Origin of the sequence: Gordonia oleivorans, from assembly GCF_040044975.1 — a bacterium.
In the GTDB taxonomy this organism is placed as follows: Bacteria; Actinomycetota; Actinomycetes; order Mycobacteriales; family Mycobacteriaceae; genus Gordonia; species Gordonia oleivorans.
Map to the genome: position 1 here is coordinate 93,387 of NZ_JBDZDI010000006.1, position 15,310 is coordinate 108,696.

11 protein-coding genes and 1 pseudogene are annotated in these 15,310 nt (G+C 67.7%); 6 read left to right on the top strand and 6 right to left on the bottom strand.

All coding sequences use genetic code 11. The features are described 5' to 3' along the window. Positions 1-10: 10 nt before the first annotated feature. Positions 11-1,342, top strand: a complete 1,332-nt coding sequence (locus tag ABLE92_RS11915; protein ID WP_348804973.1) for a saccharopine dehydrogenase family protein — start codon at positions 11-13, stop codon at positions 1,340-1,342. A 630-nt stretch (positions 1,343-1,972) separates the two neighbouring features. Here the strand turns inward: ABLE92_RS11915 and ABLE92_RS11920 are convergent. The 5 genes from ABLE92_RS11920 to ABLE92_RS11940 all read right to left on the bottom strand — a co-directional run bounded on the left by ABLE92_RS11920 (position 1,973) and on the right by ABLE92_RS11940 (position 7,034). Further along, positions 1,973-2,629 (bottom strand): PaaI family thioesterase, encoded by a 657-nt coding sequence (locus ABLE92_RS11920; protein ID WP_348804974.1) that lies wholly within the window; start codon positions 2,627-2,629, stop codon positions 1,973-1,975. Between the two features lie 44 nt (positions 2,630-2,673). After that, positions 2,674-2,853 (bottom strand): hypothetical protein, encoded by a 180-nt coding sequence (locus ABLE92_RS11925; protein ID WP_348804975.1) that lies wholly within the window; start codon positions 2,851-2,853, stop codon positions 2,674-2,676. A 74-nt stretch (positions 2,854-2,927) separates the two neighbouring features. Then, on the bottom strand, positions 2,928-4,151 hold the full coding sequence (locus ABLE92_RS11930; protein ID WP_348804976.1) for a GNAT family N-acetyltransferase: 1,224 nt from the start codon (positions 4,149-4,151) through the stop codon (positions 2,928-2,930). Beyond that, entirely contained in the window at positions 4,148-5,680 is a 1,533-nt protein-coding gene (locus ABLE92_RS11935; protein WP_348804977.1) for an oligosaccharide flippase family protein, read from the bottom strand. The genes ABLE92_RS11930 and ABLE92_RS11935 overlap by 4 nt, the downstream gene beginning before the upstream one ends. A 22-nt stretch (positions 5,681-5,702) precedes the next feature. Beyond that, on the bottom strand, positions 5,703-7,034 hold the full coding sequence (locus tag ABLE92_RS11940; protein ID WP_348804978.1) for a polysaccharide pyruvyl transferase family protein: 1,332 nt from the start codon (positions 7,032-7,034) through the stop codon (positions 5,703-5,705). 348 nt (positions 7,035-7,382) lie between these two features. Here ABLE92_RS11940 and ABLE92_RS11945 point away from each other — a divergent pair, with 348 nt between their 5' ends. Together ABLE92_RS11945 and ABLE92_RS11950 are read left to right on the top strand one after the other, a co-directional pair. Next, positions 7,383-8,963 (top strand): hypothetical protein, encoded by a 1,581-nt coding sequence (locus tag ABLE92_RS11945; protein WP_348804979.1) that lies wholly within the window; start codon positions 7,383-7,385, stop codon positions 8,961-8,963. 4 nt (positions 8,964-8,967) lie between these two features. Continuing rightward, positions 8,968-10,539: an O-antigen ligase family protein gene (locus ABLE92_RS11950; RefSeq protein WP_348804980.1), complete on the top strand. Its 1,572-nt coding sequence runs from the start codon at positions 8,968-8,970 to the stop codon at positions 10,537-10,539. Here the strand turns inward: ABLE92_RS11950 and ABLE92_RS26155 are convergent. Next, positions 10,438-10,659 (bottom strand): annotated as a pseudogene (locus ABLE92_RS26155) (hypothetical protein); the annotation flags it as partial. The gene ABLE92_RS11950 and the pseudogene ABLE92_RS26155 sit on opposite strands and share 102 nt — an antisense overlap. Between ABLE92_RS26155 and ABLE92_RS11955 the strand changes: the two are divergent. From ABLE92_RS11955 to ABLE92_RS11965, 3 genes are read left to right on the top strand one after another with little or no spacing between them, the layout of a single operon-like run. Next, the gene (locus ABLE92_RS11955) at positions 10,616-11,608 is read left to right on the top strand and encodes a glycosyltransferase family 4 protein (protein WP_496560796.1); all 993 of its coding nucleotides are present in this window, start codon (positions 10,616-10,618) and stop codon (positions 11,606-11,608) included. The pseudogene ABLE92_RS26155 and the gene ABLE92_RS11955 overlap by 44 nt on opposite strands. Next, positions 11,605-13,893 carry a glycosyltransferase gene (locus tag ABLE92_RS11960; RefSeq protein WP_348804982.1) on the top strand — a complete coding sequence of 763 codons (2,289 nt, stop codon included), beginning with the start codon at positions 11,605-11,607 and terminating at the stop codon, positions 13,891-13,893. The genes ABLE92_RS11955 and ABLE92_RS11960 overlap by 4 nt, the downstream gene beginning before the upstream one ends. Next, positions 13,890-15,086, top strand: coding sequence for a glycosyltransferase family 4 protein (locus ABLE92_RS11965; RefSeq protein WP_348804983.1), 1,197 nt, complete (start codon positions 13,890-13,892; stop codon positions 15,084-15,086). Before ABLE92_RS11960 ends, ABLE92_RS11965 begins: the two co-directional genes overlap by 4 nt. Positions 15,087-15,310: the final 224 nt, after the last annotated feature.

The following is a 15,310-nucleotide window of genomic DNA, read 5'->3' on the forward strand; positions in this document are numbered from 1 at the left end:
GCTCGCCACCATGACTAGCGGGGAAAGTGTCAGCGCAGACTTCACCGATGACGACGTCACCGAGGAACCCACGGTGGCCGAGAGTGCCGAGCAGTCCGACCGCGAGTTCGACGTCGTCGTCTTCGGCGCCACCGGATTCGTCGGCGCGCTGACCGCGAAGTACCTCGCCGAGCACGCGCCCGCCGGCACGAAGGTCGCCCTGGCCGGGCGGTCGGAAACCAAACTCGCCGACGTCCGACGCCGCCTCGGCGGCCACGCCGCGCACTGGCCGTTGATCGTCGCCGACTCGTCGTCACCGAGTTCGCTGGACGCGATGGTCGCGCGCACCCGCGTCATCTGCACGACGGTCGGCCCGTACCTGAAGTACGGTGAGTCGCTGGTCATCGCGGCCGCCTCCGCCGGCACCGATTACGTCGACCTCACCGGCGAGGTCCCCTTCGTACACTTCGCCATCGACAAGGCCCACGAGACCGCCCAGGCCACCGGCGCCCGCATCGTCAACTCCTGCGGATTCGATTCGGTCCCTTCCGATCTCGGCACCTACCTGCTCTACCGCAAGGTCAGCGACGACGACGCGGGCACCCTCACCGACACCACCCTCATCCTGAAGTCCTTCCGCGGCGGGGTGTCCGGCGGCACCATCGACTCGATGCGCGTGATCGCCGAGCAGGCCAAGGACTCCCAGACCCGCCGTCTGCTGCTCAACCCGCAGGCGTTGTCCGGCACCCCCGGAAACACGCCCAAAGTGGCGATGTCGTCGGAGCCCAGCGACATCGCGATCGTCCGGGCCCGCAACGTCGACCCGTCCCTGCGCGGCACGCTGGCCCCGTTCTTCATGTCCTCGCACAACACTCGCGTGGTGCGACGCTCCAACGCCTTGCTGGACAACGGCTACGGCCCTGACTTCCACTACGCCGAAACGATGAACGTCGGCTCGATCCCGGGTGTCTCGACGCTGGCCGCCGGTGCCGTCGGCGTGGGGGTGGGCGCCTTCCTCGGCCTGATGAGCTTCGGCCCGACGCGCCGCCTCCTCGACAAGGTCCTCCCCGAACCCGGCGAGGGCCCCAGCGAAAAGGCCAGGGACAACGGCTACTTCGTCACCGAAACCTACACGCGCACCAGCACCGGCCGACGCTACCGTTCGACAATCCGCGCGAAAGGCGACCCCGGCTACAAGGCGACAGCCGTCATGCTCGGCGAATGCGCCCTGACCCTGGCCCTCAACCGCGACAAACTCCCCAAGCTCACCGGCGTCCTCACCCCCGCCGCCGCCATGGGCGACGCCCTCGTCGATCGCCTACGCGGAGCCGGAATGACACTGGAAGCCGAAGAGCTGAAATAGGTTTCGCCCGGCCACCGGGCGAGCCACCCGCCGCCGAGCCACCCCCGCCGCCGAGCCACCCCCGCCGGTCGAGCTACCCCCGCCGGTCGAGCCGCTGCGAGCCCCCCAGGGCGAGCAGCGAGTCGAGACCACCGCAACCCGACAACCCAACACTCCCCCCGCTGGCCGAGTGCCGACGAGCCTGCGAGTCGGTGTATCCGCCGGGCCGAGCCTGTCGAGGTCGAGGCCACCTCCGCAACCCGACAACCCGACCAGCCCAACACCTCCCCCGCCGGCCGAGTGCCGACGAGCTTGCGAGTCGGTGTGTCCGCCGGGCCGAGCCTGTCGAGGTCGAGGCCACCTCCGCCACTCGACAACCCGACCAGCCCAACACTTCCCCCCGCTGGCCGAGTGCCGACGAGCCTGCGAGTCGGTGGATCCGCCGGGCCGAGCCTGTCGAGGTCGAGGCCACCTCCGCAACCCGACAACCCAACCAGCCCAACACCTCTCGCAGCCGACAAGTGACCTCGATACGGGCTCCGCAAGCTCCGCCCTACTCGGCCAGCGGTGGGTCCCGAGTGCCGACGTGCTTGCGAGTCGGTGTATCGCCGGGCCGAGCCTGTCGAGGTCAAGCCCACCGTGCTGAAACCCCTACGCCTGCCCCGGCTTCAACGCAATGAACAGCGCGTCGAGCTCGGCACACAGTCGATCACCGTCGTGCAGCGTCCCTTTCACGAAAGCCTTGCGCCCGTCGAGTTCTTCCACCCAGGTGTGCATCCGCAGCGGGATCTCCAGTGGCGTCAGCGACCGGTAGTTCACCGTCAGGTACGCGGTGCGGGTGATGCCCTGAACCTTCAACGCCGATGCCATGCCGCCGAGGTCGTCGAAGGCGACGGCGACGTGCCCGCCGTGGGCGGCCTTGTTGCCGCCGAGATGGAAGGGCCGGAAGGTGACCGCGGCGACCACTCCGTCGGGCCCGCCTTCGGTGATCTCAAAGGGCGGCAGCGTGATGTTGCCGCGGGCCGGCAGGTCGATGCGGGTACCCGCGGGCGTCTGCCACTCGTCGATCTGCACCTGCTCCAGGCGCGCATTCAACCCGCGCATCTGATCGATGAAATCGGCGACCATGTCGTCGGGCGGGCACGCATACCGCGCCAGATCCATCATCCGGCGGATCTCCTCGTTGAGTTCGCCGTACCGCGGCCCACCACGCTCGGTGGTGATGTCCATCCGCCCCCGGAACCCACCCTCGTGGGGTGAATCGTCGTCGGCGGGCTGAGCCCAATCGTTCTGCGGCGCGGAGGTCATGCCTCACACCGTATCGGCGGGCCACATAGGCCACGTCGGCGGCGTCACTCCCGGCGGCGCACCCGACCGGCGCCGACAACGGCATGCGGCCCCGTGGTGTCCTGCGTACGGGTGGCCTCCCGACGATCGCGCAGCCGGATCATCGCACCGATGAGAAGGGCGGTCACCACCGACAACGCCACCCACACCAGGGCGACGAGCAGCACGATTTCCCACACCTTCACCACCCCAGGGTGCCAAAGAAACGGACGAAAGTGTCCCCAATCCGAGGGACACGCGCGGAATTGTCAGCAGTCCCTCAGCTTGCGGCTCGGCGGCTCTCAGGTTGCATCGCGCGATTCCACAGCGCCACGGTCACGCCCCAGAGCTCATGATCACCACGTCGGCCCACCGCATCGGTGTGCTCGATCAGCAGTCCCTCCCGCTCGAAGCCGAGGTCGGCGAGCACATCCGACAACGCCGAATCCGGCACGGAGACCACCGCCACCCGACGCAGCCCCCGTACCGCAAAAGCACGGCTGACCAGCGCATTCACCACCGCGGCCAGTGACCCGTCGGTGCCGGGACGCAAGTTGAACCACGCAGTCACGTGTGAGGAGAGCTCATCGAGTCCCCGTAGTCCGCACACCCCGACCGGGACGTCGTCGACGGTCACCGTGAACGTGGCATCACGTCCGGACCGCGCGGTCAGGACCACCCCCGACGCCTGGACCGGCCGGCCGACGACGCGCTGCCGTCCGATCCTGCCCACCATGCCGCACACGCCGGTGCAGATGGCCCCGAACAGATACCGCAGCCCGTCACCGCCGGTCGACCACCGCCAGTACCGCGGCCACTCGGCCCGCGACATGTGGCGTCCAACAGTGGTGCCATCGGGGTCGAAGTACCGGCTCAGGCTCCGCGTGACGCCCTCGGGGGGCACCGTCGACAGGCGCAGGGTCAGCTGCAGATGGTCCCGTTCGACGCCGTCGGCACCCACCCGGAAGTAGTTCCGCATGAGCGCCTCCTCGCGGAAGCCGCCCTTGCGGCAGGCACCGGCGGCACGGACGTTGCCGACGCACACCGGCGCCGTCACCCGTTCCGCGCCGAGCGTGCCGAACGCGAAATCCGACACCAGGGAACCCGCGAGAATCGCCAATCCCGACGATGCGAGCGTCGAGTCGACCCAGATCCCCAACTCCGCCGACCGGCCCGGCCGGTCGATGTCGGTCAGCGCGCACTGGCCGCGCAGTTCACCGTCGACGTCGATGACAAAACCCACTGACCGTCCCGACCGCGCCTCACTACGGTTGCGCAGGCACTCCCGCAACCACGCGCGGTCGGAATGCCTCTGCTCCCACCGCAGCGGCGAGTACGCCCAGAACGGTTCGATGAGAAGGCGGTCGCGCACCCGGATGTCACGCCAGGCGGCGACGTCGTCAAGGCGCGGCGGACGCAGCACCACCCGATGCTCCCCCATCGGCCACGGACCCAACTGCAGATGCGACAGATCGGGTCCGGACCTACCTCTGATCAGCGTCATTCCCGCGCCCCGATCCGGATGCGTGTCCCGATGAGACGACACACGGCACGCATCTGCGTCGGCATCGCCACCAGCAACGCGGCGGCGTACACCGTCACGAAGAACACACCGCCCACCGCCAGGAACGCGACGCCCACGATGACTCCTCGCGAATCTGAATGCAGCACTCCATGTTCGAGCGTCCATGCGGCCACGGTGGCCACCGTGGCACACAGCAGCGACGGCACCGTGGCCGCGATCACCTCACGCCAGGCGAAGCCGACCATCGGGCGTGCGAGGAACACACAGGTCATACCCACGACGATCGCGGTCACCGAGGCCGACAGCGCCGCACCCCACAGCCCGAACGGACCGATCAGCGCCAGTAGCAGGCCGATACCCAGGATGACCTCAACCGCGGTGTACCAGTTCAGAAGTTGGGTACGCCCGGTCCCCTTGATGGCTTCCTCGCTCACCGAGATCAGGGCCTTGCCGACGCCGAGTCCCGCCATCGCGACGACGACGACGCCCGCATCCCGCCACTGCTCACCGAAGACCACCACCACCGCGGGTTCGCCGAAGGCGATCATCATGCCCGACAGGGCCGCCGCTCCCAGCATCGCCCACTGCAGGGCTCGCAGGAAGGCCGGTTTGAGTCGTTCCGGGTCCGACTTGAGCCGTGAGAACGCCGGAAACAGTGCGATGGCACCGACTTCGATGATCGCGCGTTCCGGCATCGCCGAGACCCGTTGCCCGTAGCGGAAATTGCCGAGGTCGGCCTGGCTCAGGCCGCGGCCCACCACCACCGACTCCACCACCGATTGCACCCGGGCGCCGATCATGCCCAGTACCAACGGCATTCCGTACCGCGCCAGTTCCCGCCACAGTCGTACCGAGGCGCGGCCCCGGCGGGGCCGCCAATCGGTGATCACCCACAGCGTCGCGACCCACGCAACGTAGGACGCATAGAAGCCGGCCACCATCGCCCACACACCCCACCCGGCGGCGGCGGTCCCGACGGCCACCACGGCGTACACCACCGCAACGGTGGGGCCGACAATCAGACGCCGCTTGACGCTGAACTCTCGCTGCAGCAACGCTTCCGGCACATTGGTGAACGAGTACAGGAACAACACACCCGAGGTGGCGGCGGCGATGAGCGCCACCTCACTGCTGTGGAAGGCCCACCCGATGAGCGGGCTCGCGGCCAGGGTGAGCAGACTCATCCCCAAACCGGCGATCGCCGTCACCCAGAACACCGTCTCCGCGGCGTCCTCGAGTTCGTTGTCGCGGTGGATGAGTCCCGAACGCAACCCACCCTCCACGAAGTTGCCGAGGAATGCCGCGACGACGGTGCCGGAGATGAACAACCCGACTTCCGTCGGCGTCAGCAACCGGGCCAGGGCGATGGTCTGGGCCAGGGTGACGATCTCGCCGAACACCAGTGCCGCCGCCGACGCCGCGGCGACATTGCCGACGACGCTCGACATCGACCGTCCGTCGTGTGCCTCGTCTTCTTCGGATACATAGTCTTTCGCGTCGGTGCTCATCGCACCACCCACTCGTCGATGCTCACGTGTCGGCCCGCCCGGTCATCGCGGCGTGTCCCGCCGCCACCGAGTCGAGAAGCCCATAGAGCGTGTCGGTGCTCGCCGCGATCTGCTCGGCTGCCCTGGCCCGCAACGGCTCTCGCACCTCGTGCGCCGAATCCCAGGCGTCGGTCAGCGCACCGGTCAGGACGGCCTCGAGGTCGGGATCGTCGAAGTGAACCACCGTGATCCCGGTACCGAACATCTCGGCGAGGCCGTAGAACTTGTCGTCGTAGTAGGCGGTGGAGGTCAACGCGACCACCGGAATACCTTGCGACAGCGCGAATACCGCAAGATGGTAGGCCCCGGTCAGCACCACTCGACACGCGGTCACACGCTCGATCACCGCCGACGGATGCGCATACTTGTGCGGCATCTCACGCACCTTCGGGTACCCGGCGACCAGTGGCAGCGTCGAGATCCGATCCTGTGACTGGTACTCGGCGATCGCCAGTGGCGCGATCGCCCCGTCGTGTGCGGCGGCGACGGTACGCACGACCCGACCGACGCACTCCTGCGCGGCGAGCGCCACCGGCGAATAGTCGGCCACCCGCAGACACACACCGATATCGGTGCCGACCTCGTCGGTCCGCGCACGATAGGCCAGTTCGATGGCGTCATCGCCGGTCACCACCACCCGGTCGCCTGACACACCCAAGGACTCGAGGAGTGCTGGACCGCGACGGCCCTCGCGCAACGCGATCACCGATGCCGCACCCAACGCGCCCGCCGCCCGTTCCCGCAGCGCGGGATCATCCAGCGGGCCGAGTCCCTGCCCGACCAACGCCACCGGAACACCGTGCGCCACGGCATGTTCCATCAGGCCGAACACGCGATTGGACTGCGCGCGATCGGCGTCGGTGAGGTAGCCACCGCCCAGCGCGATGATCACCGTGGCCGCTTCGGCGGCCGCGAACGATCCGCGGGTCACCGCCACCCGCGGCGGCGGAGGCACCATCTCCTCGGGGCGGCCGATCAGCACCCGCCACGCCCGGCGCAACCGGTTGCGCGCACCACGTGCCTTCTGCGGCAACCACACCCGAACGCACAACACGGCAATCGCGATCGGCCCCACCAGTTGCGGACCGATCTGCTCGGCCAGGTTCTCCCACCACGTCGGCGGACCCCACGGGTCGGCGTCGCCGACGGTGATCGCCTCGACGTCACCGAACAACGCGCGCAACAACATTGGCGAGTCGGTGAGCACCGCCACCCGCGCACCGGGCCACCGGTGACGGATGCGTTCGATGGTCATCTGCATCATCGCCATGTCCCCGTGGTTACGGAGCCAGTACTCGCTGTTCTCGATGAGCACCCGTGGTCTGGTTCCCCCCACGACCACAGATGCCGCAACTTCCCCCATGAAATTCTCCGAACTCTTCTGCCCCGGAGACCTCGGCCTACCTGTGCCGATGCACCCCCCGGCGCTCCCCGGCATGACGGAATGGTCACGCCGTTTCCCCCGCGCCCACTTTACTGTAATGCACAAAAGATGGTTCACTTGTCGGAGGACAGTCCTCGGTGAGCATGTGACACGCGTCTGCGTGTGTCACATCAGGGAGGCACCGACGCTGTCCACACGTCCGGGGGGACGCTGACAAGCGAAGACACAGGATGCCCGATTTTGGGGGGGCCTCCGCGTACAGACGCGAAGGGAAACATCGTGAATACGAGCAGCTTTGCTGCGATCCATTGGGATCGCATCTGGCGGCGACGCTATCTCGTCGCGGCCATAGCGATAGTCATCACACTGGTCGGAACGGTGTCGTCACTGACCACCGCGACCACCTATTCCAGTAAGGCCACTCTGTCGGTTGCGTCACAAACCCGTGCGCCGGAACAGGATTCGTATCTCGCGCAGGGATACATCAACTTCTTCAACGATCCCGCCTACCAGGCCACCCTGCGCAGCATCGCCGCGGTACCCGCGGATGTCACCTTTGTCGCGTCGTTGGCCGGGCCGAGTCCGTTGATCTACATCACCGCCACGTCCACCGACTCCGCACAGGTCGGCCCCGCGGCCGGACAGATGGCCACGGCCTTGGAAAACACCGTGAATGACGCAATGCGGGCAGAACAGGATCGTTCGGTCGCCGCCATCCGCAAACCCTTCGACGACATCCGCAGCGCCAGCGGGGTGATCCCACAGCAATCCCTGGCGCAGTTGGAGGACCGCATCTCTCAGATCACCGGCGACTCCACCAACCAGGTCACCGCACTCGACCTGCGGTCCGAGGTGTCCACCGCCGGTGGACCCAGCCTGATCACCATCGCGCTGGCATTGCTCGCCGGCCTGGTGGTCGGCGCCGGTGTCGCACTGGCCTGCGGCATCTTCACCCGCCGGGTGGATTCCGCGCACGACCTGCACGCGATGACCGGCCTCGAGTCGCTGGCGACGGTACCCACCTCCGAACCGGCCGGCACCCGCAGTCTGCAGCATCTCGCCGTCGCACTCGATCACCGCGCCGACCCCACCACTGCACTGATCGCCTTGTGCGGCACCAGTTCCGACGATTCCACCGCACACGCCGCAGAAGTGGTCGCGCGCACCTGGCGACGCTCCGGACTGCAGGTGGCGATCATCGACGCCACCCACGGCCGTGACGACGACCCGACACCGGAGACCTTCCTCGCCGACGACTCCGAGGACTTCCTGGCCCTCGAACTCTCCGACGACGCACCACCGCCGGCCGCGGCGCTGCGCTCCCTGCTCGACGGAGCTGGTGACCGCTACGATCGCATCCTGATCATCCTGCCGCCCATCACCGAATCCAGTGATGCACAAGTACTCTGCAGCGTCGCACGCGACTGCGTGCTGGTGGTCGACCAGTCACGATCCACCAACGCCACGGTCGGTTCGACCGTGGCGTTGCTCCGAAAGGTGGACGCCACCATCCTCGGCACCGTGTTCGTCGAGCATCCGCTCCCCGTCGTCGGGCGACTTCCCCGGTTCGGTACCGGCGGTGAGGCCAGGGCCACCTCGGACACCACGGATGACGTGACCCCACCGGCGGACGACATCGACACGCCGGCAGCCGACATCGACACGCCGGCAGCCGACATCGACACGCCGGCAGCCGATGTCGACGCGGAGAACACCGACGCCGCCGAGTCCGACGCGGACGCAGCCACACCCGACGAACCGGACGTGGCCAGCCACCCGACCTGGCGTGAGTCCCGCGGATCGGATGCGGACGCACACGGGCGCAGCGAACCCGCCATGCAGTCCGCCGGCACACGCTGATCCGGTGACATCGGTTCCGATCCCGCTCGCGCACAACAGATCGCGGGCGATCCGGGTCATCGTCGCTGCCTCGGTGGCGGTCGTCGTCGCCGTCGGTGTGCTGGTCGCTCCGGCACAGTTCCCGCTCTTGGCGGCCCTCGGGGTGATCGCGATCGCAGCTGCCGCTGCCGGTTTGGTCAATCCGCAGATCGCGGTCGCCTACCTGCTGGTGGCCATGTTCGGCCGCATGGCCCTGAGTGCGATCGCCCCGGTCGATCCGTTCGTCCCCGCCTTCGCCGGAGTGCTGCTCGCGATGCTGCTGTGGCTGTCCGCACGCCACGGCGCGCTGCCACGACCCACCTGGCTCGACGCGATGATGGTCGGCTACCTGCTGTGGAACATCTACTCCTGGTGCGCGCCACACGATCTGTCGGTCAACTATCCGCTGACCGACACCGACCTGTCGGTCTACCGTTTCATCCTGACCGGCACCGCGATCCCGTTCACGATGTACCTCGTCGGCCGGATGGTCTATCGCAGTGAGAAGTCCGTCCGGGTGATCATCTGGATGACCGGCGCCTTCGGCGCGTACTCCGCGCTGATGAACATCTGCCAGTTCCACGCACCAGCACTGGTGTTCCCGCGGTACATCGTGACCGCTCCGAACTGGGCCGGGCGCGCCAACGGCATCTTCAATCAGCCGGTCGCCAACGGGATCTGCCTGATCGCCGGGTTCCTCGCCGTCATCACCCTCGCCACCGATCCACGTCTGCGGTCGGTCTGGATTCGGGTGCTGCTGTATGTGGCGGCCGGGGCGATGGCCTACGGCATGTACCTCACCTACACGCGGGTGGTGTGGTTGGCCTTCGTGATCATGATCATCGTGGGGGCCGTTCTCGCCAAACCCCGCACACCATATGTGATCTCGTTGCTGGTGGTCATCGTCGGCGTGATGGCCACATGGAGTCGGCTGACCAGCAGTGACCGGTCGGCCGGCGGTGTCGCGTCGGTCAACGAAGTCGACGACCGGCTCAACTCACTGGCCACCTCGTGGTGGGCAATCCAGGAGAAACCGCTGTTCGGTTGGGGGATCGGACGCTTCACCGCGCTCAATACCCTGCACCATCAACGGTTCTCCGAGGACATCCCGTGGATGCGCGGGTTCGGCATCTCCTCGCACCAGAACGAGGCCGGGATCTTCGTCGAGCTCGGGATCATCGGCGTCGGGCTGTGGCTCGCCGTCCTGGTCCTGTTGGCTCTCGCCCTGGTTCGCGCCGTCCGTGCCCTACCCGACGCCGGAGTCTGCGGCCGAAACCTGGCGTTGCTCGCCGCGCTGACGATGCTCACCCTCGTCATCGCCGGCACCACCGTCGACCTGCGGTTCTTCGACTTTCCCAATGCGTTGGCATTCCTGCTCGCCGGCATCGCGATCGGGTGGTACGAACGCAGCCGCGGGCCCGGTGCCGGCACCATTCAGGTCGGCACCACTCAGGTCGGCACCACTCAGGTCGGCAGGGGCCAGGTCGGCACAGGTGCGATCGGCTTCCCCGGAAAGGTGTCCCACGCCGGAGAGGTCTCCCATGTCGCCGTCCACTGACCTGCACGCCGCCACCGACACCGAGGTCCTCTGGGTGTCCACCTCGCTGGGCACCCGCGGTGGGGTGTCGTCGGTGGTGCGGGAGTTCACCGCCACGCAACTCTGGTCGGACTGGCACATCCGTCACATCGCCACCCACCGTGACGGTTCCGTCCCCACCCGGGTGCTGACCTACCTGGCCGCTCTGATCACGGTGGCCCTCACCCTGATTCGACGACCCCCCGCACTGGTGCATCTGCACACGGCGTCCTACGGCAGCTTCGTCCGCAAGAGTCTGCTGCTGTGGCTCGCCCGGGCGCGTCGGGTCCCGGTGGTGATGCACGTCCACGGCGCCGAGTTCCACCTGTTCCATGAGCGTGCACCCCGCCTCCTGCAGGCATACATCGCCGAAACCCTCTCCGCCGCCGACTGTGTCATCGCTCTCGGCCCGCAGTGGCGCACCCGATTGTTGGCCATCGCCCCGAGGGCACACGTCGAGGTGCTGCCCAATTCGGTTCGCGTGTCCGATGACTCGGTCCTCCGCCGCGCGGACGATCCGCTGCGGGTGGTGTTCCTCGGTCGCGTCGGTGACCGCAAGGGCACCTTCGTCCTGCTCGACGCCTGGGCGCAGCGCTCTGCTCAGGTGCCCGCACGGCTGACCATCGCAGGCGACGGTGACCTCGACCGCGCCCGCACCGTCATCGCCGACCACAGTATGTCCGAATCGGTGTCGCTGACCGGCTGGCTCTCACCCGAGGACACCGAGGCGCTGCTGCGCCGCGCCGACATCGTGGTGTTGCCGTCCCGCAACGAGGGTTTACCGATGGCGGTGCTCGAGGCGATGGCGCACAGCGTGACGGTGATCGCCACCCCGGTCGGCGACATTCCCGATGTCCTCGACACCTCCTGCGGCGTACTGATCCCCGTCGACGATCCCGCCGCGCTGGCCGCCGCGCTGGATGCATTGCTCATCGACGACGCCCGACGCACTCGCCTGGGTGACGCTGCCCGCGAACGCATTCGGGAACGCTTCGACATCAACGCCGCCACCGCCACTCTCGACTCCATCTATCAAAGGATTCTTCGATGACGACCGGATTGGACTCGCGGGTCCGGGTGCTGCATGTGGTTCCCGACCTGGGAGTCGGTGGCGCCGAACGCCACGTCGCCACCCTGATGCCACGACTGGACCCGCGGCACTTCGTCCCCTCCGTCATCTGCATCGGTCAACCCGGCGCGTTGTTCGACGACCTGCGCTCCACCGGTATTCCGGTGCGCGCCATGCGACTCGGCAAACGCCAAGCCCTGCCCGCACTGCTCGGACTGATCTCCGAGTTCCGCCGGAATCGGCCCGACGTCGTCCTCGTCCGCGGCTACAACGCCGAGATGCTCGGGCGGATCGCCGCCTGGATCACCCGCGTCCCGGTGTCGGTGGTGTGGGTGCACAACGACGGCGATATCGAACCACGGGGCCGGGTCCGCATCATCGCCGACGCGATCCTCGACCGGGTCACCGACGCCTACTTCGGTGTGGCCCAACGGCAACGCGATTACATCGTCAACGAGCTCGGACGTCCGGCGGAGAAGGTCACCATCATTCACAACGGCGTCGACCCGGCCGCATTCGATCAGGACCGCGATCGGTCGGTGGCGCGTGACCTCGGGGTCGCCGACAGCGAGCCCCTCGTCGGGATCATCGCGGCGCTGCGCCCGGAGAAGGATCACCAGCTGTTCCTCGCCGCCGCCGCGCAGGTGCGTGCCCGCATCCCCAACGCCCGCTTCCTCATCGTCGGCGACGGCCCGATGCGCGACCGGCTGCACGAGCTGGCCGCCGCCCACCATCTCGACGACGCGGTGATCTTCACCGGCGCGCGTTCCGACATCCCCGCGGTCCTGCGGTCCCTGGATCTGTTCGTGTTGTGTTCCTACAGCATCGAGTGCTTTCCGATGGCGTTGCTCGAGGCGATGGCCTGCGCGGTGCCCGCCGTGTGCACCGACGTCGGCGGGGTCAGCGAACTGGTCGACGAGGGCCGCACCGGTCATCTCGTTCCACCGCATGATGCGAGCGCGCTTGCGCAGCAGATTATTTCGACGCTGTCCGACCGGGACCGACTCGCCGAGATGGGCCGCAATGCCCGCACCCGGGTGGAGACCGAGTTCAGTCTCGACGGTGCCGTCGAGTCGACACAGCGACACCTGCAGCGTCTGGTGGCCACCCGGGGACCCCGCGAACCGATGACGCTGACCGTCGTCCTCGACGTCACCGAGGTCGGCGGCGTGGAATTGCTTCTGCTCGACCTGTTCTCGCACTTCGACACGAATGTGATCCGCCCCCGGGTGGTGTGCCTGCGGGGTGAAGGAGCGCTGACGCAACGCTTCCGGGACGCCGGCTTCGAGGTCGCCGTGATCGACCGGACCGGTCGCTGGGATCCGCGTCGGCTCACCCGGCTCGTCGCAGACCTGCGCCGATCGCGCACCGACGTCGTTCTCGTCACCCATCACCACCGCGCGGCGCTGGCCTTCGGTCGGGTCGCCGCCCGGATCCGCCGCATCCCCAACATCGTCGCCGCACACGACATGGATCTCACCGACGTCGGCGGCCGGGTGCTGCCCCGCTGGGCGGTCGACACCCTGTGGGCCAGTCAGGCATTGGTGCTGCTGAGCCCCGCCCAGGGACGCTACCTGCACGATCAGGAGGGCGTCGGCACCTCCGCGATCAGCCGCACCTGGGAGGTGGTGATCCCCAACGGGATCGTCATTCCACCGCCGGTCGATGACACCGAACGGGAGAGGGCTCGCGCCGATCTCGGCATCAAGCCCGACGACTTCGCGATCGGGATGGTCGCCCGGTTGTCGTCTCAGAAGGCGCACGAGGTGGCCTTCCACGCGATGTCCCGGCTGGTGCGTACCCATCCGAACGCGCGCCTGTTCGTGATCGGGCAGGGTGATCGGGAGAAGGAATTACGCGTTCTGGCTTCGTCTCTGGGCCTCGACGAGCACATCGTGTTCACCGGTGTCCGCAGCGACGTCGCGAACCTGTTGCCGGCCTTCGACGCGGGCTGCCTGTCGTCGGTGCACGAGGGGGTGCCGCTCGCTGTCATCGAGTACATGGCCGCCGGGCTGCCGGTGGTTGCCACCGACTGCGGCTCGTTGAGCGACATGGTCACCGACGGCGTCAACGGCTACCTCGTCGACGTCGGCGACGCGGATTCGATGGCCGAACGCCTCTCCGACCTCGCCGCCCATCCCGAACTGCGACGACGGCTCGGTTCCGCCGGCCGTCGGCGCGCCGAGAACGACTATCAGATCACCAAGACCGCACACGACTATCAGAATCTCGTGTCGGCACTCGCACGTAGAAGGGCCCGATCATGAAGCGTCACATCCTCATCCTCGTCGAGAACCTGTCGGTTCCGTTCGACCGGCGGGTCTGGCAGGAATCGCGCGCCCTCGTCGACGGCGGCTACCAGGTGACCGTGATCTGCCCTCAGGGCACCGCCACCGACACCGCGGCCGAGGAGACCATCGACGGGGTGCGCATCCTGCGATATCCGTTGCGCCCGGCCACCGGCGGTCCGGCCGGGTATCTGCGCGAGTACGGTCTCGCCCTGTGGCACACCACCCGCCTGGCACTGCGGGTGCGACGCCACGAACGCATCGACGCCGTGCACGCCTGCAATCCCCCGGACCTGCTGTTCCTGGTGGGACTGCTGCTGAAACTGCTGGGCGCCAAGGCATTCGTCTTCGATCACCACGATCTGGTGCCCGAGTTGTTCGAATCCCGCTTCGGTGGCCGCAACTGGCTCTACCGCGCGACACGGGCCGTGGAGCGGGTGACCTTCGCCGCTGCCGACGGGGTGATCTCCACCAACGAGAGCTACCGCAGCGTCGCCATCGAACGGGGCAAGATGTCACCCGACGCGGTGCGTGTGGTGCGCAGCGCCCCCGACCTCGAGAGGTTCGTCATGCGCACACCGGATACTGCTCTGGCGCAGGGTAAGAAGCATCTCGTCGCCTACCTGGGGGTGATGGGCCCGCAGGACGGTGTCGACTACGCCATCCGCGCGCTGAAGTACCTGCGCACCGAGATCGGCCGCGACGACGTGCACGCGATCTTCATGGGAGCCGGAGACGCCCTCGACGAGATGGTCGCTCTGACCACCGATCTCGGGCTCGACGACATGGTCGAATTCACCGGCCGCGTCCCCGACGAGTACGTACAGACCTGCCTGTCCACCGCCGACGTCTGCCTCTCACCCGATCCGCTCAACCCACTGAACAATCTCTCCACGATGAACAAGGTGGTCGAATACATGGCGATGGGCCGCCCCCTGGTATCCTTCGACCTCGTCGAAGCACGGGTCTCCGCCGGCGACGCCGCGATCTACGTCCCCGCCAACGACGAAGCCGCCTTCGCCGAAGCCCTCAACGAACTCCTCGACAACCCCGAACGCCGAGCCGAGATGGGCACCCTCGGCCGATCCCGAGTGGAATCCCAACTCTCCTGGGCCACATCCCAACACAACCTGCTCGAGTTCTACGAAGATCTGTTCACCCGCACCAGTTGACCGATCGCTTCTCTCCGACACAGCCAGCGAAACCAGCTGCGCCCCAGCGCAAGCCCCCTCCCGCCGGTCGAGGTGCGAGGAGCGCCAGCGACGAGCCTCGAGACCACCGCAACCCGACAACGCGACCAGCCCAACACTTCCCAGCCCCACCCCACCAGGTCTCGACACGACCTCCGCTAGCGCTCCGGTCGGCTCGACCAACGAAAAGAGCTGCACCACAGCGT